The sequence below is a fragment of the Vibrio lentus genome, assembly GCF_002875945.1.
GTDB lineage: Bacteria > Pseudomonadota > Gammaproteobacteria > Enterobacterales > Vibrionaceae > Vibrio > Vibrio apostichopi.
The window spans coordinates 90,080-116,694 of sequence record NZ_MCZK01000097.1 but is presented as its reverse complement, the minus strand read 5'-3'; the positions used below and the strand labels follow the sequence as shown (position 1 = coordinate 116,694).

The window sequence follows — 26,615 nt, the reverse complement described above, 5'->3', positions numbered from 1 at the left end:
TTATACCTCGGCCATATCACCGTTAGTCTGTAGCCATGAACGGCGATCATCTGCACGTTTCTTACCAAGCAGCATGTCCATCATCTCGTTGGTCGCGTCGTTGTCATCAATAGTCAACTGAACAAGGCGACGAGTGTTTGGATCCATCGTGGTTTCACGTAACTGAAGTGGGTTCATTTCACCCAGACCTTTGAATCGTTGTACGTTGATCTTGGCTTTTTTCTGCGATAGTCGCTCAAGTACACCATCTTTCTCTGCGTCATCGAGTGCGTAGAACACTTCTTTACCGCAATCGATACGATACAGAGGAGGCATTGCCACATAGATATGACCCGCTTCAACCAATGCATGGAAGTGGCGAGTAAACAGTGCACACAATAGCGTCGCGATATGAAGACCATCCGAGTCCGCATCGGCAAGGATACAGATCTTACCGTAACGTAAACCCGACAAATCATCGTTATCAGGGTCGATACCGAGAGCAACCGAAATATCATGGACTTCTTGTGAAGCCAGAACTTGGTCTGCCGACACTTCCCATGTGTTGAGAATTTTACCGCGCAGTGGCATTACCGCTTGAAATTCACGATCACGCGCTTGTTTAGCAGAACCGCCCGCCGAGTCCCCTTCCACGAAGAAGATTTCGGTGCGGCTTAAGTCTTGAACTGAACAGTCAGTTAGCTTGCCCGGCAGTGCTGGACCTGAAGCGATTTTCTTACGTACAACCTTTTTGCTTGCTCGCATACGACGATGGGCGTTAGCAATACACGCTTCTGCAAGTAATTCTGCTAGCTGAGGCTTTTCATTCAACCACAAGCTAAACGCATCTTTAACCACACCAGAAACAAACGCAGCGGTTTGACGAGAAGATAGACGTTCTTTCGTTTGACCAGCAAATTGTGGATCTTGCATCTTCACCGATAGAACGTAAGAACAACGGTCAAAGATGTCATCACCCGTTAGCTTAACGCCACGAGGCAGCAAGTTACGGAATTCACAGAACTCACGCATCGCATCAAGCAGACCTTGGCGAAGACCGTTTACATGCGTACCACCCTGTTTAGTTGGTACTAAGTTCACGTAACTCTCGGTGATCATATCACCGCCTTCTGGCTGCCAGATAATCGCCCAATTCGCCATTTCCGTTTCAGCAACGAACTCCCCAACATAAGGTTCTTCAGGCAATAACGTGTAACCTTTCACGCCTTCAGCAAGGTAGTCTTTTAGGCCGTCTTCGTAGTACCACTTATGTTCTTCACCGCCCACTTTATCGATGAAAGTGATCTCTAAACCTGGGCAAAGTACGGCTTTCGCTCGCAGGTTATTGATAAGACGTAAAACCGAAAACTTAGAGCTATCGAAGTATTTAGGATCAGGCCAGAAGTGAACAGATGTACCGCTATTGCGATGACCACAAGTGCCAGTCACAGTCAGTTCTGTTACTGCATGACCACCTTCTAAGGCAATTTCGTGCACTTGCCCTTCACGGCGAACGGTCACTTCTACACGTTTAGACAGTGCGTTTACTACCGAGATACCAACCCCGTGCAAACCACCTGAAAACTTGTAGTTGTTGTTTGAGAATTTACCGCCTGAGTGGAGCTTAGTTAAAATCAGCTCAACACCCGAGATCCCTTTTTCAGGGTGAATATCAACCGGCATACCACGGCCGTCATCGGTAACTTCTAATGATTGGTCAGCATGAAGCACGACTTTAATTTTCTTAGCGTGCCCCGCTAATGCTTCATCGACCGAGTTATCAATGACTTCTTGTGCAAGGTGGTTCGGTCTTTCTGTCTCTGTATACATACCTGGGCGGTGTCGCACAGGATCGAGACCTTCAAGTACCTCGAGGTCTTTTGCATTATATTGTTCAGTCATAATACGGAGTTTACTCAAAAAGTTTGCGTCAGTTCGCGGGCTCTAGTTTCACTAAAGCAAAATTATTACTATGAACCTTCATAGTAGAGCGAACGAGCGAAGTATTGGGGAATATAGTCTGGAAGCTGAGTAATGATGTCAAGCTAGTTCAAAAACTAAGACATCAAACTATGATATTTCACCATTGATAGATGAAATAACAGGCAAACAAGAGAAAATCACTCTGTTGGTGAAACAGGTTAAAGGTTTAGAAAGGTGACAATTTGTTGTGGGTAGCGCTCAAAATCAACAAAGCTATGATCACCACCCTCTTCTACTGTTTGTGTTGCACCTTGGTACTTCTCTACCGCTTGTCGGTAATCCAGAACTTCGTCTTCCGTTTGCTGAAGTAACCAGAAGTCACTCGGCTTAGCGAGAGCCGGAACCTCTAATGCCTTCAGTTCATCAATGTGTTTTGTTTCTAACACATATCGTTCATCTGTGTATGGGTTTACTTGCTCACCTAAATAATCAGCAAGAAGCTCATACGGCTTCACTGCTGGGTTTACCACCACCGCTTTGAAACCATAGTGACTATTCAGCCATGTTGAAAGATAACCACCCAACGAGCTACCGACTAACGCGATCTGATATTGATCTTTATATTGCTCCACCAGCTGCTGCAAATGAAGTGCAGCTTGTTGAGGGAAGCTCGGCAGTTGAGGGGTAACGACTTTAATATCCGTACGGTGCTGAGCACAGTAATCCGCCATCACATTCGCTTTGTGAGAACGTGACGAACTGTTAAAACCGTGAATATAGAGCAGCAGTGATGGCTTACCGGCTTGCTCATTAGAATCAGACATTAGTATCCTCCAGCAGCAAAATCAGGTAGGAATTGCCCATGAGGTAAACGGCGAACTTCTGTCGTAACCGTGCCATCTTGGTGTAATTCAATCTCTCGCCAGCCTGGAGATAATGTATCAACAGCAAAGTCGTTCGAGTTTGGTTTGAATTGAACACAAGTCGATGGGGTTGCCATGACTTGTACACCATGATGATTGCGATTCATGTCTTGATGAACGTGACCACAAAGTACCGCTTTCACATTGGTATGCTGTTGAACCACATCCCAAAACTGCTCAGCATCTTTCAAGTTGTGCTGGTCAAGCCATGCACTACCCACCAGTAAAGGGTGGTGATGCAAAAGAACCAAGGTATTTCGCTCGGGGAACTCAGAGAGCTTTTGTTCCAGCAGATCAAGTTGTTGATCGCTCAAACGCCCATGCGGCACACCAACCACTTGAGAATCCAGCATGACCATCTGCCAGTTATCGCCTAGCAGAACATGATCAACACATTGAATTTGTGGCGATGGCAATACACTGCCCATATTAGGTTTGAAGTCGTGATTCCCTGGCAACCAGTAACATGGTTTTGCCAAAGGTTGAATGCCCGACTCAAACTTTTGGTACGATTCAGCACTGTGGTCCTGCGAAATATCGCCGGTAGCTAAGATCGCTTGATAGTCAAAGTTGTGGCTAACAATGCCATCGACTACAGCACGAAAGCTATCTTGTGTGTTGATGCTTAATAAGCTGCCATTGCTCGGTGCAAATAAATGCGTGTCCGTTAGCTGCACAAGCTTAATACTGCTCTCATCAAATTTTGAAGTGTGTGATAATTCCAAAATAACAAATCCAGATACGTTACTGTTTAGACTTTAAAAGTGTTCTTAAAATAGGCTCAATTAAAAAGGAATTGGCGTGCGGCTGATACCAGTTTTTAAACAAAACGTTAACCATTCCCCAAGAAATTTATTCAATTGAAATTTCTCATCCTTTTGCAGAAGCTTAGTGTTGGGATAGTCATATTTCGCTTTGACACGTGAAAAATCCCCGCTAGCGCACACTTCTGCAACTCGAGCGTCGTGATATAGCCTGACAGACATTTTTGGCAAAGGAAACACTGGCATCGCGTCACTCTGACATATATCTATTAATGTGGTGTATTTTGTGACCTCATTCACTGTCAATTGATACACCATATTAACGGCTTGGTAACAGCGAACGTCACCAACCTCATGCCCAACCGGTAACAAAGCGTTAAGTTTGGCATAATTGGTTTCGTAAACTCGCATCAATTCAGCAAGATCAACATGATACGGTTTTTTGACCGCTATATTTGGCATAACGTTAATCTATCCACTCTGACTGTAATTCTTGGTAGTTCAATTGTAGCCACTGCAGCGCAATGATCGTGGCCCCGTTTTCAAACACACCCTCTTTTACTAACTGATAAGCCGCCTCGCGACTCATCACTTGCACGCGAATATCTTCACCTTCGTAGTCCAATCCGTGTACACCCTTTGCTGTAGTGGCATCAACGCAACCAACAAAGACGTCGAGTTTTTCTGAACAGCCTCCAGATGAAGGGTAATACGAAGTAATCGGTAATACAGATCCGACTTCGACTCCAGCCTCTTCCATTGCTTCGCGACGAGCGACATCTTGTGGGGATTCGTCCGTATCAATGATCCCAGCAACAATTTCGTATTGCCACGGGTTCTGATGCTCTAAAGCGCCAACACGGATCTGCTCCACGATCACAACTTCATCGCGGGCAGGATCGTAAGGTAACAAAGCGGCGGCATGACCACGCTCAAACATCTCGCGTTCTATTGGTTGGCTCCAACCTCCCTCAAACAACTTATGCTTGAATGTGTATTTAACCATTTTGAAAAAACCACGAAACAGCGTCTCTTTTGAGACTATTTCCACATCTTGCGGAGTAAACTCATGTCGTTGATTGTCATACTGTTGCATTTGGTACCTCACTAAGTGATCTTTACAGTTTACTCATTGTCCGAGTTAACTACCAAGGATTAGGTTCAACTTTTTATATAAATTTTATAATTAAAGTTAAGTTTTAAAAAATAAATATTGCACAAGTGGACAGTTAAATGTAAAAAAGTGCAAAGTTTCGAGTAAATTACCACCAAATTGGGTTAAACTCTTTTAAAGAAAATTCCATTAAAGGCAGGAATAGGAAAATGAAAAAACTGCTTCCACTATTTATCAGTGCAGCAATTGGCAGCCTGAGTTCGTCAGCTTTTGCTGATACGCTAGCTGAAGTTTACGACCAAGCAAAACAGAACGATCCACAACTTCTTCGTTCAGCAGCGCAGCGCGATGCCGCTTTTGAAGCAGTAACGTCAAGCCGTAGCTCTTTGTTACCGCAAATCAATCTAAACGCGAACTACGATATTAATCGTGGTGAACGTGATTACGATTCAACAGGCAACTCAAATATTGACAACAATAATTGGGGTGTTGGTGTTGGCTTCACACAAGAGCTTTACCAACGTTCTTCTTGGATCACGCTAGATACAGCTGAGAAAACTGCTCGTCAATCTGATTCAGCGTACGCGGCAGAGCAACAAGCTTTGATCCTTCGTGTTGCGACAGCATACTTCGAAGTACTTCGAGCTCAGGATAATCTAGAGTTTGTTCGTGCAGAAAAAGCCGCGGTTGCTCGTCAACTAGAGCAAACTAAGCAACGTTTTGAAGTAGGTCTTTCAGCAATCACCGATGTACATGATGCGCAAGCTCAGTACGATGGCGTTTTAGCTGACGAAGTTTTAGCAGAGAACACTCTGATTAATAACTACGAAGGTCTACGTGAGATTACAGGTCAGGAACACTCTAACCTAAGCATCCTAGATACTGATCGTTTCTCGGCAAGCAAGTCTTCTGAATCAGCTGCAGCACTCGTTGAACAAGCACAAGAGAAAAACCTGAGTCTATTGGCATCGCGTATTTCTCAAGACATCGCTAAAGACAACATCTCTCTAGCAAGCTCTGGTCATCTACCTAGTCTAACATTAGATGGTAGCTACGCATTTGCAGGTCAAACTGATACCGCTAATACTCCAACAGGAAATGGCGACTACGACCAAGATAACCTAAACATTGGTTTGAACTTAGTTGTTCCTCTATACACCGGTGGTAGCACAACTTCTTTGACTAAACAGGCTGAATACAACTACGTTGCAGCAAGTGAAGATCTAGAAGCAACTTACCGTAGCGTTGTAAAAGACGTGCGTGCATTCAACAACAACATCACAGCTTCGATCGGTGCTCTACGCGCTTACGAACAATCTGTGGTTTCAGCTCAGTCTGCTCTAGAAGCAACAGAAGCTGGTTTTGATGTGGGTACTCGTACTATCGTTGACGTACTAGATTCGACTCGTCGTCTATACGATGCGAACAAAAACCTTTCAGATGCTCGTTACAACTACATCCTAAGTGTTCTTCAGCTTCGTCAAGCGGTTGGTACACTAAGCGAACAAGACATCGTTGATGTAAATGCAGGTCTAAAAGTAGCAAGCAAGTAATTAATTAATTAATTAATTATGAAATCCTAATTTAAGACTCTAATCAGAGTCTTAAATAAAGTGACTAGATTACCGTTACAAAAATGCCGCTCATTGAGCGGCATTTTTATTATCTATCAAAAGCTAGATTTATCGTCTGACTATAAGCTTGAGGCTAAAGGTTTGATACTCGAAGGCTAAGGGTTAACCTCGGCCACCTTTAATCGCTTTGATGATTTCAGTCGTAGAGCAACCATCTTCAAAGTTAAGCACTTTAACTTCGCCACCAGCCGCAATCACTTCCGCACCGCCAGCGATATCTTCAGGTTTATAATCACCACCTTTCACCAAAATGCTTGGCAATACTTCAGAGATCAAACGTTGAGGCGTATCTTCAGAAAAAGGAACAACCCAATCAACCGCACCTAAACCAGCCAATACCGCCATACGACGATCGGTTGGGTTCACTGGGCGACCAGGGCCTTTCAAACGTTTCACTGAGTCATCCGTATTAACGGCAACGATCAAACGATCGCCTAACTCAGCTGCGTGGTTCATGTAAGAGACATGTCCAGCATGAAGAATATCAAAGCAGCCATTGGTCATAACCACTTTCTCGCCTTTCGCACGAGCTCGCTTAACCGCTTCAACTAGGGCAGCTTCAGAGATCACACCGTAATCTGTGTCTTGGCTACCATGAATTGCTTCAGCTAGCTCTATCGTGGATAACGTTGACGTACCTAGCTTACCAACAACGACACCAGCTGCAGCGTTCGCTAGTGCACACGCCTCATCCAATGGCTTGCCAGCAGCAACAGACGCAGCCAGTACTGAGATAACGGTATCGCCAGCACCAGTAACGTCATAAACTTCTTTCGCTTGAGTAGGCAAATGGAATGGTGCCTGACCTTTACGAAGCAGCGTCATACCATGCTCACTGCGAGTCACCAACAAAGCTTCAAAGTCGTACTTTTCAATCAAGGCGATGCCTTTCTCAATAAGATCTTCTTCAGACTTAACCTTGCCTGCAACCAACTCAAATTCCGACATGTTTGGCGTAAGCAAAGTTGCACCACGGTAACGTTCTAAATCAGCGCCTTTCGGGTCGATGAATACTGGAACATTGGCCGCACGAGCTTTTTGGATAAAGCTCTGTACGTGCTCAAGTGCACCTTTCGCGTAATCAGATAGGATGACCGAACGTACATTAGGTAGCGCTTGTTCCATGCGAGACAAGACCAACTCAGGATCCGTATTCTCAAATTTGTCTTCAAAATCAAGACGAATCAGTTGCTGACCTCGGCTCATCACTCGTAGTTTAGTGATGGTTGGGTAATCGTCCAACTCAACAAAGTCGCACTTAACATTGAGCGCACCTAAGGTATTTTTTAACACCTCAGCGGGTTCATCTTTACCAGTCAAACCAACGACATGAGCATGACCACCAAGAGAAGCAATATTCATTGCTACGTTGGCAGCACCACCTGGGCGCTCCTCGTTATTTTCTACTTTCACAACGGGTACAGGTGCTTCTGGTGAAATACGGCCAGTTGGGCCATACCAGTAACGATCAAGCATTACATCACCGACAATAAGAACACCTGATTGGCTGTAGTCAGGTAGAATTGGTTTCATTATTGATCTCCAAAAATCAAATCTGGCTAGAGTCTAGCACACTGATTACAGAGGCTAAACCATAGAAAAATTAGCAAACGCTTACCGAAATAGACACGGTGTCATGCAAGCAATAACTAGGGTTAAACTTCCATCCATTGCTTCCATGCTTGAATAACATGTTGTCTTTCACTTTCAAACTTATCAATCGCCACGTCTGCATCTAGGTTGAGTAAGTTTCGGTGATGAATTTCATCACGCAGTGTCGTATACGCATTGGTTAATACAACGCCTTGTTGCTCATCCATAATCCCTTGCGACAACAAGCTTTCAAAGATTCGCACATTGTCACACCAACGAGTGAGCTTAGGTTTTTCGTTGCTGTATCTCAACACTAAGTATTGAGCTAAGAACTCGACGTCAGTAATACCACCTGCATCCTGTTTAAGCATAAATCGGTCAGCTTTTTTTCCGCCTAAATGCCCGCGCATCTTCTCACGCATATCCACAACAGACTTTTTAAGCGTCGCTTCATCACGCGGTAAGCACAACACCTCGTGGCGCGTTTTGTTAAACGCAGACGCCAATAGCTCATCGCCATAGATCATACGAGCGCGAGTCAGAGCTTGATGCTCCCATGTCCAAGCGTCTTGGTGCTGATACTCATCAAACGCATCTGTAGGGCTAACCAACAGGCCAGACGCACCTGAAGGACGTAAACGTGTGTCGACCTCATACAAAATACCAGAAGCGGTTCTCGTCGAGAAAATATGGATGATGCGCTGTGCCAATCTTAGGTAAAACTGGCGTCCATCAATCTCTTTCTTACCATCAGTATAGATGTGTACCGGACAGTCGTGCATGAACACAATATCAAGATCGGAGTTATAGCCCAGCTCCCAACCGCCGACCTTGCCATAGCCGACAACCGCAAAACCGCGCCCTTCTCGGTCTTTCACATGAGTGGGTTCACCGAACTTAGCTGACACTTGCAGCCACGCTTGGTTAACACCTGCCTCAACAATCGCTTCCGCTAAATAGGTAAGGTGATCACTGACCTTCATTACAGGTAAAGCGCCCGCAATATCTGCGGCAGCAATTCTCAGAATACAAGTCTGCTTAAACTGACGCAGACCTTCCATCTGCTGCTCCATATCGTCTTCAGGAATACGAGCAAGATAATCACGCAACTCTGTTTTATACGACTCTAATGGCACAGGGTTATAGAGTTGCTGAGGGTCGATAAGTTCATCTAAAAGAATAGGATAACGACCAAGCTGCTCCGAGATCATCGGGCTGGCGGTACATAAACGAACGAGCTGAGTCAGAGCAGCAGGATGTTCATCAAGTAGCTCTAAATACGTGGTTCGAGTGACTATCTTTTGCAGCAGATGCAATACTCTAGATAAACCAAACTCGGCATCTTTGGCGGTATACAAGGCTTGGAATACTTTAGGCATCAAACGGTTGAGAACTTCGCGTCCACGAGGGCCAAGGGTTTTCTTAGCCAAATCCGCCTTAAATTGAATGATCGTTTTAGCCGCTTGAGGTGGGCTAGCTACCGCTATGTCATGTTCTAATACATGCTCAATCACATCCGGCTTATGAGCCATATCCCACAACTCACTAAAGTGACTCGCAATTGGATTGGCGTCTTCTTCTTCGACCCCAATCAAGTCTTCAAATACGGTGTGTACATTCGCCATATGCGCACGAGTCGCGTCAATCAAACCATCCCAATCAGCAAATTGCATCGCTATCGCTAGCTGTAATTGCTCTTGCTCGCTGTCAGGCAGGGTCTGGGTCTGCTTATCGCCCATCGCTTGCAACAGATTTTCAAGGCGACGTAAAAACAGGTAAGCATCACGTAAATGACCCACCTCTTCAGTTTCTAGCAAACTCAGAGCTTCAATCGCACCTAGCGTTTCAAGTAGACCTCGTCCACGAAGGCTTGGCTCACGACCGCCCCTGATCAGCTGAAAGACTTGAGCGATGAACTCCACTTCACGGATGCCACCAGAACCCAGTTTGATGTTGTTCGATAAGCCACGACGACGAACCTCACTGCCAATCATCGACTTCATGCGTCTTAACGATTGAATGGCACTGAAGTCGATATAACGACGAAACACAAATGGGCGTAACATCTGGCGAAGTTCTTGGTACTGAGGATACATTTCACAGCCCATGACTCGCGCCTTAACCATCGCGTAGCGTTCCCAGTCACGACCTTGCTCTTGGTAATAGTCTTCCAGCGCAGCATAGCTCATCACCAATGGGCCGCTCTCACCGAATGGACGCAGGCGCATGTCGACGCGATAACAGAACCCATCAAACGTTTGTTGATCGAGCGCCTTGATAATGCGCTGCCCTAGGCGAGTGAAAAACTGGGCGTTAGCGATACTTCGTCGCGCACCTTGTGTTTCACCATTTTCAGGGTAAGTAAAAATCAGGTCGATATCCGAAGAGAAGTTAAGCTCTCCGCCACCGAGCTTGCCCATGCCAATGATCAGCATAGGTTGTGCTTCGCCTTGTTCATTGCAAGGAGTGCCCCACTCCTTACAGCAAATGTCGTATTGCCATTGGTAGGTCTCGAAGATCATCGCCTCAGCCAACATCGATAAATTGCTTAAGCTCTGCTCAAGTTGCCAAGAACCCATAAAGTCGCGCCAAGCAATGTAGGTCATTTCTCGGTTGCGGAATTGACGCAACACTCGTTGGCCACTCATTTCATCAGCACAACCAGAAAGAAGCTCTGCTAATCGCTCACGATACCCTTGAGCACGTTCATTGCACTTAAGCATGTCCGGTAAAGCGCTCGATAAAACCGAATCACGCTGCAGGCATTCACCAATGAAGCCGCTCAAACCTAATACATACTTAAGATCGTCAACAAGTGGCTCAGGCCACGCATTAATGGCTTCACTTTGATGTTCTAGTAAATGCTCAAAAGCAGACTGCGAATGAGTGACGAGTTGAGGAGGCAATGGCATGTTTCTTCCTTGTGTAAGCTGTACGCTGAACGTTCGGGTTATCGGCTCAGTTCTTCAATAACGGGTTTTCATAACTAAAGGTAAGTTATACCAAAGTTACGCCAATAAAAAACGCCCACATTAGCAATGTGGGCGTTTTATCGATTAACTTATCTGGTTGAGCTTATATCTGAGAAAAGGTCTCAGAGAATAAGCCTTTACGGGTAGGACCAAGTGCCAAGGATTAAACCTTAAACTGCTTAATCTTGCCGTCGAGTTCTTGTGCGTTACTTTCCATAAGCTGAGAAGTCTCAAGAAGTTCACCAACGACGACTACAGATGCTTCAACAAGCTCACGAACATTAGTCAGGTTGACGCTCATCTCTTCAGCCACACTGCTCTGTTGACCCGCTGCTGTTGCGATCTGGAAGTTCATATCATTGATTTGGTTTACTTGGCTCACGATGCCGTCCAGCTCAGACCCGGCATTAGTCACCAGATCCACACCTTCAGCCGCTTCCACAACACTCTTTTCCATCAGCTCTACCGCAGAATTGGCACTGCTTTGTAGGTGGCTGATCATGTCCTGAATTTCTACTGTCGCTTGTTGGGTACGCTGTGCAAGGTTACGAACCTCATCAGCAACCACAGCAAAACCGCGACCCGCTTCACCCGCACGCGCCGCTTCAATCGCTGCGTTTAATGCCAGTAAGTTGGTTTGTTCTGAAATGCCTTGGATAGTGCCAACAACGCTACCAATTGAGTCAACACGCTCTTCGACTTGGTTTACCGCTGCAGCAGAGGCTGCGATGTCTGAAGAAAGCTCACTCATCTTAGAGACAGAACCCTGAACGAACTTCTGACCCGTCAATGCTTGGCCTGATGCTTGTTCAGTCAATGAAGAAGCACTTTGTGCATGCTCAGCTACAGTTTGTACGGTAGAAGTCATTTCGCTCATAGCTGTCGCTAACTGATCGATTTCATTGAACTCTTCTTGAGCCGAGTCTTTGGTTTCTGACATGCTGATTGTCATCACTTCCGTCAGAGCAAACAGCTCATCTGAAGACGCAATCTGAGCTTTAACCATGTCGTGCAACTGAACTCGTGTTTTCTCTAGTTCACGAGCTACATCGCCGTATTCATCTTTACAATCCATATGAATGGGCACTGACAGGTTCTTATCTGCCATAGTTTTGATTGCATCATTTAAGTATTGAGTTTGGCGCAACATAACGCGCGCCGCGGCTAATAGAAGAACCACAAACACAATGATCATCAAGGCTGTTTGCCAAGCCACTTGAACTAGGTAAGTCTCGTAATGCTGCTGTGCAACTTGAGCATTGTTCGTTACTGCAAGCAATGAATCGTAAAACGTGCTCGCGTCCCATAGCTGCTTCGAAATGATCAAGATAGTGCTGAATATCATCAGCATGACCATTTTTGGAACGAGACGAACGTCAGAGATTACCCTTTCCCACGGCTTGAATGACAGTTTAGTCATTGTCAGTTCTCCATTAACTCTTATATATTGATGGCTTCTATATCCGCGAGATGGCTATTTCAGTCAAAGTTCGCGATTTATTTTGAGCCTCGTATGAATGTTAAATAGTATCAAAGACACAACCAAGCCGATGAGCTTATTATCACTGATTCTCTCTTTCTTAGCGTTATTTGTGATCTCAGGCTTATTGTTTGCACCGATTGATAAAGAATCGAAACAAGTCCTTATCGGCCTCGATTTTATAATCTGTAGTGTTTTTCTTTTTCAGCTCACAATTGATCTATTCAGATCACAAAACAAGAAAGAATACCTAAAAGTACACTGGATCGATTTCTTAGCAAGCATCCCGATGGTCGAGCCGCTTCGTTTCGCTCGCATTTTTCAGATCTTGCGTGTAATTCTCGTTCTGCGCTCGGGTAAACGGGTTTTCAGAGAGCTATTTCGCAATCGAAAAGAGACCACTCTAGCTTCGATCATTCTGCTGCTGGTCATTCTCTTAACCATAGGTGCAGGAACAATACTTCTGTTAGAACACAAAGATCCTAATGCCAACATTACCACTGGCCAAGATGCTTTATGGTGGGCTTTCGTTACCATCAGTACTGTGGGGTATGGCGACCATTATCCAGTAACGAGTTCAGGAAAATTAGTGGCGTCTTTGGTTATTATTTGTGGCGTGGGTGTGTTTGGTATGATTTCAGGCTTGATTACTTCTTTAATCACCTCTCCTACTCATCATGAGAATCAAAGGGCTGAAAACAAAGAGAAGCATCTTGAAAAGATCATAGAGCAGCAACAGAAAATCCTCGAACGACTAGAGAAGCTCGAGCAACAAACAAAAAAATAGGGCCGAAGCCCTATTTAAAAATTCATACTTATCTTGATACCGGCAGTGAGTCTAGTCTTGCCAGTATGGCTCAACTTCGACACTGATTTGGCGCGTCTGCTCCATAGCATGCAGGATAGACACCTCTTGACGAGCCAACCAACGCTCTAGCTGAACCTTCTCATCGCCTTCTAACTTGTCAGTTAACGGCTCTAATGTTTTAAGTGCCAGCAAGTCATCAATGCCTTGCACCATATCGGCCCATGGCAAACGGAAGCTGTTGCGCTCATCGTCGTCATACAAACTCGCGAAACCGACACCAGAATATAGATTGCGCATCAAACGGTATTGTTGATCAATGTACGCTTGGCTGGTCATAACTCGCTCTGGCGGGAAAGCTTCCATCAAGTCTGCCCATGTACGATCGAGTTGCTGCACGGAAAACCATTCGATACCACGACCCATTTGCTCACGCGCTTTCTCATCTAAGAATGGCTGCCAACCACGAGACAAGATCCAACGGCTTAGGTCTAGCAACAAACCGGTATAACGAGCAGAGCTCAATAAGGTAAGCAGGTCTTCACGATCAGGAAGCTGTTCCTGCATCTCTTTCAGCTCAGCCACTAAGAACTTGCGCGCATCAAGTTTACGCAGCACGTGGCCTTTATCTTCCAGTAAGTCTTCGAAGTGGTCATAGCTTTTCAGCCAATCGAGCTCTTGCTCAAGCCACTTTAGTTCCTGACGTAAAATAGCACTCGCGCGTCTTGGCACGATGCCGCCATAAATAGTGAAGGTTTGACGGATAAAACTCAGCGAGTGACTGATCTCATGTAGCGCTTCAATTGATTGGCGCTCGGTGAAGATCTGCTCGTGATAATGCCAATGAGCGAGAGCATGCTCTAAAGATTGAATGAAACACGATTCAACGGTATCCGTTTTGCCAGTATCAACTAATGTCAAAGGAGTAACTTCATCTCCTTGATAACCTTGAGCAAGACGATAGCCCTTAGCCGCTTTGCTAAGGTTGCCTAAGCGCATGCCGCCTTGCTCGCAGAATTGACGAGACAAAGTAAACAGAGCATCGGTTTGACCTGATTTAAGTTCTAATTCGACTTCGCAAATGGGTTCTTGTAGGCCACCAGACTCGACAAAACCTTGGTCAAATGCCACTTCGACTTGGCTGCCATCAGGCATACCCACCAGCCACTGTTCACGAGTGAAGTTGGTAGAGAACAAAGGCGTCAGCTCTGCTTGTAAGGTTTCAATGTCCTTACCTGCTGGCCAAATATCCTCAGGATGTAAGGATAACTTAGGCTCATTGCTGTCGTGTTCTGCGTTGTATTCTGGTCTTTGATGCAGGCCAGCAACCACACGACCTGCGGTCTTAACGGTTTGTACAAACACGTCATCAAAACGTCGAATGCGCAAGCCTGTATCGTGCTTGCGTAGCCAGTTGTCAGGGGTGTCAAAGTAGATGTTACCTAGCTCACGACAACTGTGCTGAAGTACTTTAGTTTCAGCAATTTTATTGCGTAAAGTCTCTGAAAAATCAGGAGAAACAAAAAACTTCAGTTCTATCTCGGTTTCCATAGTTATACCTTTCTGTGAAGATAGGGACAGGATATTGCCAATTTGAAAAGTCAGCAAGTCAGAAATATCGCCCTTATGATGATCTAAAACAGTTTTAATGAGACATTGATTAGGTTAACATGCGCGACTTTGTAGCCATCGCTTAACATTTCACCATGAATATGGTGTATGTTGTTTTAAGGTTATTATTTATTAGGTTGGATGACCATGCCAGTAAATACAATTATGGGGTTATTTGCAAAGTCCCCAATTAAACCTTTGCAGCGTCACGTAGTATGCGTGAACGAATGTTGTTCTCACCTAGTTAATTTCTTTGAAGTTTCTTCAAAAGGTGACTGGGAGAAAGCTTCTGAAATTCGAGCTCAGATTTCTCACCTTGAGAAAGAAGCTGACGTACTAAAACGTGAAATTCGCCTTAAACTTCCTCGCGGTTTGTTTATGCCAGTTGATCGCACCGACATGTTGGAGCTTTTAACTCAACAAGACAAACTAGCAAACCTAGCGAAAGACATTGCTGGCCGTGTATATGGTCGTCAACTTGTCATTCCTGCTCCAATGCAACAGAACTTCATCGCTTACGTTAAACGTTGTCTAGATGCAGCGAACCAAGCACAAAACGTAATCAATGAATTAGACGAATTGCTTGAAACGGGCTTTAAAGGCCGTGAAGTAACACTCGTTGCTGAAATGATTCATCAATTAGATGTAATTGAAGATGACACGGACGCGATGCAGATCGAACTACGCCAACAATTGATGGCGATAGAAGAAGGTCTGAATCCAGTTGACATCATGTTCTTGTACAAGATTCTTGAATGGGTTGGTGGTATTGCAGATCAAGCACAGCGTGTTGGCGCTCGTCTTGAAGTAATGCTTTCTCGATCTTAAATCATACGTTAACCATATAACGAAGAGCACTTTTTAACCAAACCACTTATGCGCTGAGTATTCCTCTCGCTGAGCGGTTTTTTGCGTCTAAATTTGTTCCGCTTGTTATCAAACAACTAGGTATTACGATGGATATCCTTGCTAACTACGGCACTGTCCTGATTATTGTTGCAGCAGCTTTCGGTTTCTTGATGGCTATTGGTATTGGTGCAAATGACGTTGCGAATGCAATGGGCACTTCAGTAGGCTCTAAAGCTCTAACCGTTAAACAAGCGATCATTATCGCAATGATCTTTGAATTCGCAGGTGCTTACCTTGCGGGCGGCGAAGTAACAGACACGATCCGTAAAGGTGTTATCGAAACGTCTCTATTCGCTCATCAACCTGATGTACTTGTGTACGGCATGATGTCTGCACTACTAGCTGCTGGTACATGGTTGCTTCTAGCATCATACATGGGCTGGCCAGTATCAACGACTCACTCAATCATCGGTGCAATCATCGGTTTCGCTTGTGTGTCTGTAGGTACAGAAGCAGTAGACTGGAACAGCGTTCAAGGTATTGTGGGTAGTTGGATTGTCACACCGTTGATTTCCGGCATCTTCGCCTATCTCATTTTTGTAAGTGCCCAACGACTGATATTCGATACAGAAAATCCGTTGTTTAACGCTAAGCGTTTTGTGCCTGTGTACATGTTCATTACGACAATGGTCATTGCACTTGTAACGATCAAAAAAGGTCTTAAGCACGTTGGCCTTCACCTAACCGGCACTGAAGCATGGTTATGGGCAGCAGGTGTTTCTGCTCTCGTCATGATTGGCGGTTACTTATACATTCAGAAGAAATTTGCTAACCGCGAAGAAGACCATGGCTTTGCTGGCGTTGAAGGTATCTTCAGCGTACTTATGGTTATCACAGCTTGTGCAATGGCATTCGCACACGGTTCAAACGACGTAGCTAACGCGATTGGCCCACTGTCTGCTGTTGTTTCAACTGTTGAGCACATGGGTGAAATCTCAGGTAAGAGCACTATCGCATGGTGGATTCTTCCACTAGGTGGTATTGGTATCGTTGTTGGTCTTGCTACCATGGGTCATAAAGTAATGGCGACTGTGGGTACTGGCATTACAGAACTAACACCTAGCCGTGGTTTCGCAGCTCAGCTTGCAACTGCATGTACTGTTGTTCTTGCTTCAGGTACTGGCCTTCCAATCTCAACCACACAAACATTGGTTGGTGCGGTATTAGGTGTAGGTTTTGCTCGTGGTATCGCAGCTCTAAACCTAGGCGTTGTGCGTAACATCGTTGCTTCTTGGATTGTAACGCTACCTGCTGGTGCACTACTTGCAGTTGTGTTCTTCTACGCAATTCAAGCTATGTTCACCATGTAATAGCCCTGACGTTAGTAAATATTAGCGTCAGAAAACGGTGAGCTTCGGTAACGATATGTAAATACCATGTCATTATTGACTCAAACGCACAGAAAGGGAGGCTTTGCCTCCCTTCTTTGTTGCACCGCATAAAGAAACTAAATATTATTTGCTCATTGAGGCTGACTCATACGCCTACCCAATTTGAATCGTTAAGGGATTTACTGTGAAAAAACTGATTAGCTTAGTTTTGCTCGCAATGCTTGCGGCTCCAGCTGCCTTTGCACAAGACCGTTATATTGCTGACAAACTATTTACTTATATGCATTCTGGCCCAAACAACACATTCCGTATTATCGGTAGTGTTGATGCTGGTGAAAAGATTACTTACCTACAAACTAACAAGAGCACGGGTTACACTCAGGTTCAAGACAACCGCGGCCGTAAAGGCTGGGTAGAAAGTAAGTTTGTAAGCACTCAAGAAAGCATGGCTCTGCGCATGCCAAAGCTAGAGAAAGAACTGACTGACGTAAAAGGTAAGCTTGCAAATGCTCGCCAAAGTGCAGACAGCGAGAAAGCTGGCCTAGCGAGCTCTCTAGACTCTCGTAACAAGCAAATTGCTGAACTTGAGCAAAACTACAGCGAGATTAGCCAACAGCTAACGAGCTCTCAAACAGAGAACCGTGAGCTACGCGCTAAGCTAGACACACAAAAAGATGATCTACTACTGAAGTACTTCATGTACGGTGGTGGTGTTGCTGGTATTGGTCTACTTCTTGGACTTATCCTTCCGCACATTATGCCTCGTCGCAGAAAGTCACCAAACGGCTGGTCGTAAGCTGACCGCTTTTCCTGTTTGGTTTATATTGCGCTAAACAGAGTAAATTCAGTATCGAATATCAAAAAAGGAGCACCTCGGTGCTCCTTTTTATTTGTCTTGGTTTCGCGTTCAAATATCCACTCAGTGCGAGAGGAAAGCGAACCCCTATTACACTAGCCTTTCCACTCATACAGAGCTGGGATTTCTATCTTCTGCTGATTAAACTCGATGATCACCGACTGTGGCTTAATCTCTAGCAACTGGATGTCTTGTCCAATCCAATCCCCTTGCGCCACCTCATGACCATTCACTTTGACCCAACGTTTCGTTTCACTACTCGAGTACATATGAGTTTGTAAATCTAACTTTGGTAGCACCCCAGACAAACTACTGCCATGAGATTCTAACTCGATGACTGGAGATTCCATGCTTGTAGCCGGTCTAGAATCCATTGGCTCAGGCGCACTTTGTTGATCTTCCATAATAGACTCAAGCTTCAATGCTAAGTCTGGTGGTAGCTCAGTAAGGTCGAGTCCTTGCAGTAAATCACGGTCTGATTGCAACTCATTACTGCTGTCACGTGAATTTGATTGTGTCGGTGAAGATTCAAAGCTCTCTAAACTAGGTTCTGAACCTAACTCTGAACTGGATTCAGAGACATCAGCAAGTGCAAGCATGGCGTTCGAATCATCCATATCAGCGGTACCGTTGATATTCACTTGTGCATACACCTCTTTACGCGGCAATGCTTTTAACTCGTTACTTGTCGGTGCTGTGCGAATCAAGAATGGCGACTCATCTTGTGTGACTGCCACGGTTTCATTGGTTACTGGTGCCTTTGAAGCGATCGTTTTATCCTCAGGCTTCGGAGGCATTGATTCAGTAGACTGGCTGAGTACTTGAGCTGGGGAAGTATAAGATTGATAAACCAACGCCCCACCGACCAACAAAGAAGGAACTAATAGCAGAAGAAGCCCTATGGCGAGCGACGAACCTCTCTTTTTACTGATAGCCACAGCAGAATTAGGTACATGATGGCTTTGGTAGCCTCTAAGCTCGGATTGTTTGAGCTCTTGCATAATGCGTGACATTAGCTAGCTCCTCCGTCGAGTGACATCAACTTAGGTGAATCCAGTTGAGCTAACCTTTGCAATCTTGCCAATGTACGTTTGCCCGCAATACCGTCCACAGACATCCCCTGCCAAGTTTGAAAGGCTTCGACTTTCATTTTTAATTCATTATCAAACACATCATTTCCTGAGACGACTTCACCTAACACTTCAGACAACAGTAAATCCAATAATGTTACGGCTTCGCCTTGATAACCCTCTTTTAGGGTTTCTCTCAGTGGTTGTTTCCAAATAGCGACATAATCGCCTTGCCACACTTGCTCTAACGAGCGCTTAGGCATCACCAACAACTTCTCGTTAATGAGTAGTTCAACCGAGTCGTCAGACTCTCCATAAAGCACGGCGAATACCGACTCTTGTTTGAGTTCAAGGTTGAGAACTACAGGTACCCCAAGATCCAATAAATCCGTTAGGTTGGCCTGTTGTTGCTCACACACGAACACACTCTGAGGTTCACTTAAACACAAACCATCACGCAAAGAGGATTGATATCCCCATAAGGTATAGAGATCTTTAATCGCAAGAGAACGGTTAGTCCCCTGCATTAAATGCTGTTGAATATCTTGTGGTAATGCAAACTTTGAAGGCTTCGGCTCTGCCGCTAACTTCGCCGTATCTGCCACCAATGAGCGTTGTGCATGTGCCAGCACTTCGGTTTTAGCTTCGTTTGAAGTGTTAGTCGATAGCCATGACGCTATGTATGACGGGGCAAAATTAAAAGTAGTAAAGGCTAAGCCAATGCTTAACGTCGCTAAACCGGCATATTTGAGTAGTTTTGGCGCCACGGTAACCGCGTGCTGTTTTTCAACATGATACACATCAGCCTGAAAAGCCATGATCTGCTGACAAGCTCGGTTAACCGTCTCATTAGAGGGCGTTTGCTCACCATCATGAAAAGCCAATTGCAGGGCTTTATCACACACCAAATTGATCAGTCTTGGGATACCATGAGTATATTGAGCGATCAGCTTGATAGAACGATTCGAAAACAACATCTGCTCGCCACCTGCCGTTTCCAAACGAAACGCGATGTACTTGCCAGTCTCTTCAGTATTAAGAGGCAGTAAGTGATAACGACCTGTAATGCGCTGTGCAAGCTGGCGTAGCTGAGTGGTCTGTAAATGCTGTTGCAATTCCGGTTGACCAACCAACAGCACTTTTAACAACTTACGACTGTCTGTTTCTAGATTGGTTAGAAGGCGTAGCTGCTCCAACACATCGGCTGCGAGATGTTGGGCCTCGTCAATAACCAGTAAGGTTTGAATACCTTCAGCATGGTTATCCAACAGGAAATAATGAATCGCTTGGCTAAGCTGTTTTAGCGATGCTCGTTCAGGGTACTCGACCTCGAACTCATCACAAATCGCTTCCAGTAAATCCGTATTGGAAAACGTAGGGTTAAGTATAAGGCCAGCTTGAGTCTGATTATCGAGTGATGACAACATCGCTTTGGCGACCGTTGTTTTTCCGGTACCCACTTCACCAGTAAGCATCGCAAAGCCCCCACCCTCGCCTAAACCGGCTTGTAGGTTCTGCATCGCTTCTTGGTGACGTTGACTCAAAAACAAATAGCGAGAATTTGGTACAATCGAAAATGGCATCTCAACGAAGCCAAAATATTCCTTATACATGTGCTGCCCTATAATTACGATTAATGGAAAGTACCATTGCTCGCAGTAAAGTCCAGCAGTGATAAAACATTTCGAGGTGATAAGTTGCAAATATACGATAGCCTACCAAAAGAGCGTGGGCTACAACGCTACCTAGTCGGTGGAGCGGTACGCGATAAGCTGCTCAATATTGATAGCTATGATAGAGATTGGGTCGTGGTAGGAAGTACCCCTCAAGAAATGGAAAGCCTTGGCTTTACTGCTGTCGGGAAAGATTTCCCTGTATTCTTACACCCAAAAACCAAAGAAGAGCACGCACTGGCTCGTACTGAGAGAAAATCAGGTTCGGGCTACACTGGTTTCGAGTGTTACTTTGCTCCGGACGTGAGTTTGGAAGAAGACCTGATGCGCCGAGATCTCACGATCAACGCCATCGCTCAAGATGATAAAGGCGATCTCTACGATCCTTATCATGGGCAGCAAGATCTTGATGACCGCATTCTAAGACACGTCTCGGACGCTTTTATTGAAGATCCTCTTCGTGTGCTCCGTGTGGCTCGCTTCGCCGCCAAACTTCATCATCTCAATTTTACGATTGCTCCAGAAACTATGGTGATGATGAGTGAGATCGTTCAATCTGGTGAGCTGACACATCTTACGGCAGAACGAGTTTGGCAAGAGTGGCACAAGTCGCTTAGCACGCCACACCCTGAGGTGTTCCTTTCCGTTTTAAGAGAATGTGGCGCATTGGCGGTTGTTTTGCCTGAGATTGACGCTCTATTTGGCGTACCTCAACCTGAAAAATGGCACCCAGAGATCGATACTGGCATTCACACTCTGATGGTTGCTCAGCAAGCTGCGCTATTAAGCTCATCGTTACCAGTACGTTTTGCCGCTCAAGTGCATGACTTGGGTAAAGGCGTCACACCACAAGCCGAATGGCCAAGCCACAAAATGCATTGTCATACTGGTTTGAAGATCATTAAGAAGCTATGTGAAAGAGTAAGAGTGCCTAATGAATTCAGAGACCTCGCGTTGTTAGTGTGTGAGCAACACTCTAATATCCATCGCGCAGGAGAACTCAAACCTACAACTTTCCTCAAGGTTCTGAACAAGTTTGATGTTTGGCGTAAACCAGACAGGCTCAATGACATCTTGCTTTGCTGCCAAGCCGATCATGCTGGCCGTAAAGGATTAGAAGATCAGCCTTACCCTCAGAAAGCGCGTTTTGAAGTGGCTTACCAAGCAGCGCTTCAAGTCGAAGTGAAGTCGATTATTACCGATGGTTTTCAAGGTAAAGATATTCGAGAAGAACAAGAGAAACGCAGAGCTGCCGCGATTGAGAGTGCGTTATCAGAACTTTCTAATAGTTAATCTTCACTACGCCAGTAAACACGCATTAAAAAACCCGCGACTAAGCGGGTTTTTCGTTTCAACTTGTAGGGTGCTGCATAAGCACTTGTTACTGCATCATCAAGAAAGCAAACAGACCAAAACCTAAAATCAGGCGATAGATAACAAACGGTGTCATACCCATACGCGAGATAAGCTTCAAGAAGAAGTGAATACAGATATAAGCACTGATGAAAGACACCGCAACACCCGTTAGTAGAGTGCCAACATGGATTGGGTCACCGCTTGTCACCAACTTAAGACCTAAGTAACCACCAGCTAGAGTGATGATTGGGATAGACATCAAGAAAGAGAATCGAGCAGCGGCTTCACGTGTAAAACCAAGATAAAGCGCGGCCGTAATCGTCGCACCAGAACGCGATGTTCCAGGGATGATCGCCATTGCCTGAGCAAGACCGATAAACAACGCCTTTTTCCAGCCCGCTTGGTATTCGTCATCACGCAGGCTTGAGTTCTTATCCACCCACCATAACAGTAGACCAAAGATGATGGTGGTCGTTGCAATCACCCACGCACTGCGTAAGTAGATCTCAACGATATCTTTCATCAACAAACCAAAGATACATGCAGGAATGGTCGCGAGAATGATCATCCACGCTAGCTTCGCTTCTTTGCTGCGATCGCCCTTAAAAATAGATCCAAAGAAAGCGCCCAAAAGAGACACCACTTCTTTGCGGAAATAAATAACCACGGCAGCCAAAGTACCGACATGGACCGCGACATCAAAAGCCAAACCTTGATCTTCCCAACCTAAAACAGCAGAAGGAAGGATTAAGTGTGCCGAACTGGAAATAGGCAGAAATTCAGTAAAGCCTTGTACCAACGCCAATATAAACGCTTCAAAATAACTCATTACTTACCTTAAAAATTATAGTGTTATGTCTACGACAGAGAGCGAGTCTAATTGCTGCATATTCTGCCATATTTCACCGACGGTTCTTCCGTCTTGCGGGATCACTCTCGCAGGACAAAGATCATAAAGCGGTTGTGTTACAAAAGGATATTTATAGATGTCACTGCGTGGTAATTCTGGATCACTCGCAGAAACCGCCTCACCAAACAGCACAATATCAAGATCGAGTTTACGGTCTTGAAGTTTATGAGCATCTTGGGAGCGACCCCATTTAAACTCAATTTTACGTAACTGTTGTGAAAACTCCGTCAATGACAACGGAGTATCAAGCTCTATCACAAAGTTATAAAACGAGTGGCTTTCAAACCCAACAGGCTCACAGTGATAGATTTTAGAGCATTTAAGGTTAGTCCCTAACGATTGAAGCTCTGTCCATGCCACCTTTGCATGCTTGTCGCGGTCTATGTTCGTGCCAACACCAACATAGGCTATTGTCATGCCTGACCTCTTTCGATGATCACGCCCACTGCTTTTGCTTGAGGCACTGCGCCAGGCTTCGCTAAACGGATTTTAATCCAAGGCACTGAGAACTGAGTCATGATCAATTCAGCCACTTCTTCCGCTACGCGCTCCACTAATAGGAAACGGCCATTCGCAATATGATCCAGCACAGCAGTACTTACCGTCGAGTAGTCCAAAGCATCAACCACATCGTCACTTTTACCCGCAGGACGATTGTCATGAGCCATTTCAATATCAAGCACAAGTTTTTGTTTAATCTCTTGTTCCCAATCGTAAACACCGATCGTTGTAATTACTTCTAGCTGTTCAATGAAAACTTTATCCAGTGCCATGACTTGTCCTTTTAGAGGTCGGATACCCATATGGGGGAAAAAAACGTATTATTTGCGTAATTCCGGATATGATATCAATTACTCTGGGATTGAGCATTATTTTCCCATCGTTAGGCTTATAACCGTTAAGGACAGACATGACCCCTTTGGCTCTCATCATGATCATTGCTGCCTATTTACTAGGTTCAATCTCGAGTGCGGTCTTGATATGCCGAGTTTTAAGGCTCCCTGATCCTCGAACGGTAGGTTCTAACAACCCTGGAGCAACCAATGTTCTGCGTGTTGGCGGTAAAGGCGCAGCTGCTGCTGTCCTTTTGTGTGACATGCTTAAAGGTACCATTCCAGTCTGGCTTGGCTACTACCTCAAAATCGACCCGATCATTTTAGGTGTTGTCGCGATAGCGGCGTGTCTTGGTCATATGTATCCAATCTTCTTCCACTTCAAAGGTGGTAAAGGCGTCGCAACCGCACTCGGAGCCATCGCCCCAATTGGATTCGATTTAACAGGCATGATCATGGCGACTTGGTTAGTGGTAGCATTTTTGTTTCGCTACTCTTCATTGGCGGCACTAGTCACCGTCTTACTTGCGCCTTTCTACGCTTGGTTAGTCAAACCACAATATACGCTGCCCGTAGCCATGCTGTGTTGCTTGATTGTGTTGCGTCACCATCAGAATATCCGCCGTCTTCTCGATGGCAGCGAGCCAAAACTCGGACAAAAAAAATCGGCTTAAACTGTCATGTCTAAGCCGAACCATTTTTAAACCGAGATAAATTCAAACCGACACAAATCTCAGTCGATCAATACTATTCAGTATTTAAGAACTTACAGCAGATGTTTATCTAAAAACGTCTTCAGCATTGTGTTCACAAACTCTGGTTGCTCTAGCGAGCTAATATGACCAGCACCAGGAATCACCACTAACTCACTGCCCGTAATACAGTCATGCATTAGGTATGACTCCAGTGCCGGACGTGGCTTGTCTTCTTGCCCTACAGCAATCAAAACTGGCAGTGCAAAGTTCTCTACCGCTTCAATCATATCGCGACGCCCAAATACCATTCGACCGATTCGCGCGACTTCTTCCGCTGTATCACCCTGAAGTTCAGACAAATGCTGAGTAAAGCTCTCAACCAAAGCTGGTGAGTTTGTTTGAGCATCATTGGCGAAGAACAGTGGAACCACGGCTTCAACAATCGGTTGAGGAACCATTTTGGTTTGAGTAATGGTGTCTAACATGCTGAAGTATTTAGCATGGGCAACTTCTGGCTCTAAACCAACAAAGGTATCCATAAGTACCAAAGACTTGATTCGTGCAGGTGCTAACTCCGCTAATTCTGTTCCCCACATACCGCCAACCGACAGGCCGATAACGGAAAACTCTTCGATTTCTAAATGATCAAGCAGATCCAAAATGTGTTGAGCGTAATCTTTCAGGTTACGCATCGAGTTTGGCGCGGCTTGTGATTCACCATGAGACCAAAGCTCTGGGACGATACAGCGATACTGAGCTTTTAGAGCCTCGACCTGTGGCTGCCACATTGCACTATCCCAAAGGTAGCTGTGACCGAATACAACAACAGGGCCTTGGCCTTCATCTAGGTACGTCATCGACTGGTTATCTACAGTGAACTTATTCATTTTCTTCCCTAATCTCTATCAGCAATTATTTATCGACATATCGTCGGTAAGCTAGGATATAAAAACGGCCGCACAAGGCGACCGTTTATCGAAATACTATGATTTCTTACGCAATTGGCTCTAGTTGGTCAATTGGCCAACGCGGCGTGGCATGAACAGACAAATCAGCCGTTTCACCATTTTTAAGGCGTTGCATACCAGCGTAAGCAATCATCGCACCGTTATCAGTACAGAACTCAGTTCGTGGGTAGTAAACCTCACCACCGATTTTCTTCGCCAGCGCTTCAAGCTCAATACGTAGCTGTTTGTTGGCACTTACGCCACCAGCAATCACTATACGTTTCATGCCCGTTTCCGCCAAGGCACGCTTACATTTAATTACCAAGGTCGCACAAACGGCTTCTTGGAAAGCGTAAGCGATATCAGCACGTGTCTGATCGTCGTTGTCATTCGCACGAATGGTGTTCGCAGCAAATGTCTTTAGACCAGAAAAGCTCATATCGAGTCCTGGACGATCGGTCATTGGACGCGGGAACTTAAAACGACCTGGTGTGCCTTTTTCTGCTAAACGAGACAGCAATGGACCACCTGGGTAATCTAAGCCCATCAACTTCGCGGTTTTATCAAATGCTTCACCGGCAGCATCATCAATCGATTCACCAAGAATTCGATACTCGCCGATGCCTTTCACTTCTACCATCATGGTATGTCCGCCAGAAACCAGCAGAGCGACAAATGGGAATGGTGGCGGGTTATCTTCTAGCATCGGAGCAAGAAGGTGACCTTCCATGTGGTGAACAGGTACAGCTGGCACACCCCAAGCATAAGCGATACTGCGACCAATGGTTGCACCAACCAGTAGAGCGCCGACTAAACCAGGCCCTGCAGTGTAAGCCACACCATCAATGTCTTTTGACGTGAGATTCGCTTCAGCCAATGCCGCTTTAATCAGTGGAATGGTCTTTTTTACGTGGTCACGCGATGCCAACTCAGGAACCACACCACCATAATCGGCGTGCAGTTTAACTTGACTGTATAATTGATGAGAAAGCAGGCCTTGCTCATCATCATAAATCGCAATTCCTGTCTCATCACAAGAGGTTTCAATACCAATAATGCGCATAATTTTCTCGGCACGCTTTCGTCTAAAATGGGAAATTAGCGCAATATTACCCTGCCTAAGCTCTTCAAACAAATATTGTACAGACTATAATCGACAAAGTGCTTTACAAAGCCACTGTGATCGGATTAAAATTCCGCACCATTTTTGATCAAGCTGGTTAATGGCCAAACGCGA

The 26,615-nt window shown here is 45.2% G+C and carries 23 protein-coding genes; 7 read left to right on the top strand and 16 right to left on the bottom strand.

Annotated features, from left to right (window positions below):
• The 5 genes from parE to nudF all read right to left on the bottom strand — a co-directional run bounded on the left by parE (nucleotide 1) and on the right by nudF (nucleotide 4,685).
• Entirely contained in the window at nucleotides 1-1,881 is a 1,881-nt protein-coding gene (gene parE, locus BCT49_RS06895) for a DNA topoisomerase IV subunit B (RefSeq protein WP_017106834.1), read from the bottom strand.
• Between the two features lie 239 nt (nucleotides 1,882-2,120).
• Complete coding sequence (yqiA, locus tag BCT49_RS06890; RefSeq protein WP_102269520.1) at nucleotides 2,121-2,726, bottom strand: esterase YqiA; 606 nt, start codon at nucleotides 2,724-2,726, stop codon at nucleotides 2,121-2,123.
• Complete coding sequence (cpdA, locus tag BCT49_RS06885) at nucleotides 2,726-3,550, bottom strand: 3',5'-cyclic-AMP phosphodiesterase (protein WP_017106836.1); 825 nt, start codon at nucleotides 3,548-3,550, stop codon at nucleotides 2,726-2,728. The genes yqiA and cpdA overlap by 1 nt, the downstream gene beginning before the upstream one ends.
• 60 nt (nucleotides 3,551-3,610) lie before the next feature.
• A complete protein-coding gene (locus BCT49_RS06880) occupies nucleotides 3,611-4,051 on the bottom strand; it encodes a DUF1249 family protein (RefSeq protein ID WP_017106837.1) in 441 nt (146 codons plus the stop codon).
• Between the two features lie 4 nt (nucleotides 4,052-4,055).
• On the bottom strand, nucleotides 4,056-4,685 hold the full coding sequence (nudF, locus tag BCT49_RS06875; protein ID WP_102434653.1) for an ADP-ribose diphosphatase: 630 nt from the start codon (nucleotides 4,683-4,685) through the stop codon (nucleotides 4,056-4,058).
• A 227-nt stretch (nucleotides 4,686-4,912) separates the two neighbouring features.
• Between nudF and tolC the strand changes: the two genes are divergently transcribed.
• Nucleotides 4,913-6,256 carry an outer membrane channel protein TolC gene (tolC, locus tag BCT49_RS06870; protein ID WP_102434652.1) on the top strand — a complete coding sequence of 448 codons (1,344 nt, stop codon included), beginning with the start codon at nucleotides 4,913-4,915 and terminating at the stop codon, nucleotides 6,254-6,256.
• A 183-nt stretch (nucleotides 6,257-6,439) separates the two neighbouring features.
• On the opposite strand, the gene hldE is transcribed toward tolC, so the two are convergent.
• From hldE to BCT49_RS06855, 3 genes are all read right to left on the bottom strand, one after another.
• Nucleotides 6,440-7,870 carry a bifunctional D-glycero-beta-D-manno-heptose-7-phosphate kinase/D-glycero-beta-D-manno-heptose 1-phosphate adenylyltransferase HldE gene (gene hldE, locus BCT49_RS06865; protein WP_102434651.1) on the bottom strand — a complete coding sequence of 477 codons (1,431 nt, stop codon included), beginning with the start codon at nucleotides 7,868-7,870 and terminating at the stop codon, nucleotides 6,440-6,442.
• Between the two features lie 122 nt (nucleotides 7,871-7,992).
• Nucleotides 7,993-10,842 (bottom strand): bifunctional [glutamate--ammonia ligase]-adenylyl-L-tyrosine phosphorylase/[glutamate--ammonia-ligase] adenylyltransferase, encoded by a 2,850-nt coding sequence (gene glnE / locus BCT49_RS06860; protein WP_102434650.1) that lies wholly within the window; start codon nucleotides 10,840-10,842, stop codon nucleotides 7,993-7,995.
• A 223-nt stretch (nucleotides 10,843-11,065) separates the two neighbouring features.
• Entirely contained in the window at nucleotides 11,066-12,322 is a 1,257-nt protein-coding gene (locus BCT49_RS06855; RefSeq protein WP_102327053.1) for a methyl-accepting chemotaxis protein, read from the bottom strand.
• 97 nt (nucleotides 12,323-12,419) lie between these two features.
• Here BCT49_RS06855 and BCT49_RS06850 point away from each other — a divergent pair, with 97 nt between their 5' ends.
• The gene (locus tag BCT49_RS06850; protein WP_017106843.1) at nucleotides 12,420-13,169 is read left to right on the top strand and encodes a potassium channel family protein; all 750 of its coding nucleotides are present in this window, start codon (nucleotides 12,420-12,422) and stop codon (nucleotides 13,167-13,169) included.
• 51 nt (nucleotides 13,170-13,220) lie between these two features.
• On the opposite strand, the gene BCT49_RS06845 is transcribed toward BCT49_RS06850, so the two are convergent.
• On the bottom strand, nucleotides 13,221-14,738 hold the full coding sequence (locus tag BCT49_RS06845) for an inorganic triphosphatase (protein WP_102434649.1): 1,518 nt from the start codon (nucleotides 14,736-14,738) through the stop codon (nucleotides 13,221-13,223).
• 207 nt (nucleotides 14,739-14,945) lie between these two features.
• On the opposite strand from BCT49_RS06845, the gene BCT49_RS06840 reads away from it, so the two are divergent.
• From BCT49_RS06840 to BCT49_RS06830, 3 genes are all read left to right on the top strand, one after another.
• Nucleotides 14,946-15,626, top strand: coding sequence for a TIGR00153 family protein (locus tag BCT49_RS06840; RefSeq protein WP_192889926.1), 681 nt, complete (start codon nucleotides 14,946-14,948; stop codon nucleotides 15,624-15,626).
• A gap of 128 nt (nucleotides 15,627-15,754) precedes the next feature.
• Nucleotides 15,755-17,017, top strand: a complete 1,263-nt coding sequence (locus BCT49_RS06835) for an inorganic phosphate transporter (RefSeq protein WP_017080239.1) — start codon at nucleotides 15,755-15,757, stop codon at nucleotides 17,015-17,017.
• A gap of 205 nt (nucleotides 17,018-17,222) precedes the next feature.
• On the top strand, nucleotides 17,223-17,834 hold the full coding sequence (locus BCT49_RS06830; protein ID WP_017080238.1) for a TIGR04211 family SH3 domain-containing protein: 612 nt from the start codon (nucleotides 17,223-17,225) through the stop codon (nucleotides 17,832-17,834).
• A gap of 155 nt (nucleotides 17,835-17,989) precedes the next feature.
• On the opposite strand, the gene BCT49_RS06825 is transcribed toward BCT49_RS06830, so the two are convergent.
• The gene (locus tag BCT49_RS06825; protein WP_102434647.1) at nucleotides 17,990-18,907 is read right to left on the bottom strand and encodes a general secretion pathway protein GspB; all 918 of its coding nucleotides are present in this window, start codon (nucleotides 18,905-18,907) and stop codon (nucleotides 17,990-17,992) included.
• Nucleotides 18,907-20,577, bottom strand: coding sequence for an ExeA family protein (locus BCT49_RS06820; RefSeq protein WP_198595831.1), 1,671 nt, complete (start codon nucleotides 20,575-20,577; stop codon nucleotides 18,907-18,909). The genes BCT49_RS06825 and BCT49_RS06820 overlap by 1 nt, the downstream gene beginning before the upstream one ends.
• Before the next feature lie 36 nt (nucleotides 20,578-20,613).
• Here BCT49_RS06820 and BCT49_RS06815 point away from each other — a divergent pair, with 36 nt between their 5' ends.
• Complete coding sequence (locus BCT49_RS06815) at nucleotides 20,614-21,930, top strand: multifunctional CCA addition/repair protein (protein ID WP_102434646.1); 1,317 nt, start codon at nucleotides 20,614-20,616, stop codon at nucleotides 21,928-21,930.
• An 88-nt stretch (nucleotides 21,931-22,018) separates the two neighbouring features.
• Here BCT49_RS06815 and BCT49_RS06810 read toward each other — a convergent pair whose 3' ends face one another.
• From BCT49_RS06810 to folB, 3 genes are read right to left on the bottom strand one after another with little or no spacing between them, the layout of a single operon-like run.
• Nucleotides 22,019-22,822: an undecaprenyl-diphosphate phosphatase gene (locus BCT49_RS06810; RefSeq protein WP_102434645.1), complete on the bottom strand. Its 804-nt coding sequence runs from the start codon at nucleotides 22,820-22,822 to the stop codon at nucleotides 22,019-22,021.
• A gap of 15 nt (nucleotides 22,823-22,837) precedes the next feature.
• Complete coding sequence (gene folK / locus BCT49_RS06805) at nucleotides 22,838-23,320, bottom strand: 2-amino-4-hydroxy-6-hydroxymethyldihydropteridine diphosphokinase (protein ID WP_102434644.1); 483 nt, start codon at nucleotides 23,318-23,320, stop codon at nucleotides 22,838-22,840.
• Nucleotides 23,317-23,676 (bottom strand): dihydroneopterin aldolase, encoded by a 360-nt coding sequence (folB, locus tag BCT49_RS06800; RefSeq protein ID WP_004735969.1) that lies wholly within the window; start codon nucleotides 23,674-23,676, stop codon nucleotides 23,317-23,319. Before folB ends, folK begins: the two co-directional genes overlap by 4 nt.
• Nucleotides 23,677-23,813: 137 nt before the next feature.
• Between folB and plsY the strand changes: the two genes are divergently transcribed.
• A complete protein-coding gene (plsY, locus tag BCT49_RS06795; RefSeq protein ID WP_009847793.1) occupies nucleotides 23,814-24,410 on the top strand; it encodes a glycerol-3-phosphate 1-O-acyltransferase PlsY in 597 nt (198 codons plus the stop codon).
• A gap of 92 nt (nucleotides 24,411-24,502) precedes the next feature.
• On the opposite strand, the gene BCT49_RS06790 is transcribed toward plsY, so the two are convergent.
• The gene (locus tag BCT49_RS06790; protein ID WP_102434643.1) at nucleotides 24,503-25,318 is read right to left on the bottom strand and encodes an alpha/beta fold hydrolase; all 816 of its coding nucleotides are present in this window, start codon (nucleotides 25,316-25,318) and stop codon (nucleotides 24,503-24,505) included.
• A gap of 106 nt (nucleotides 25,319-25,424) precedes the next feature.
• Entirely contained in the window at nucleotides 25,425-26,441 is a 1,017-nt protein-coding gene (tsaD, locus tag BCT49_RS06785; protein ID WP_010434613.1) for a tRNA (adenosine(37)-N6)-threonylcarbamoyltransferase complex transferase subunit TsaD, read from the bottom strand.
• Between the last annotated feature and the right edge of the window lie 174 nt (nucleotides 26,442-26,615).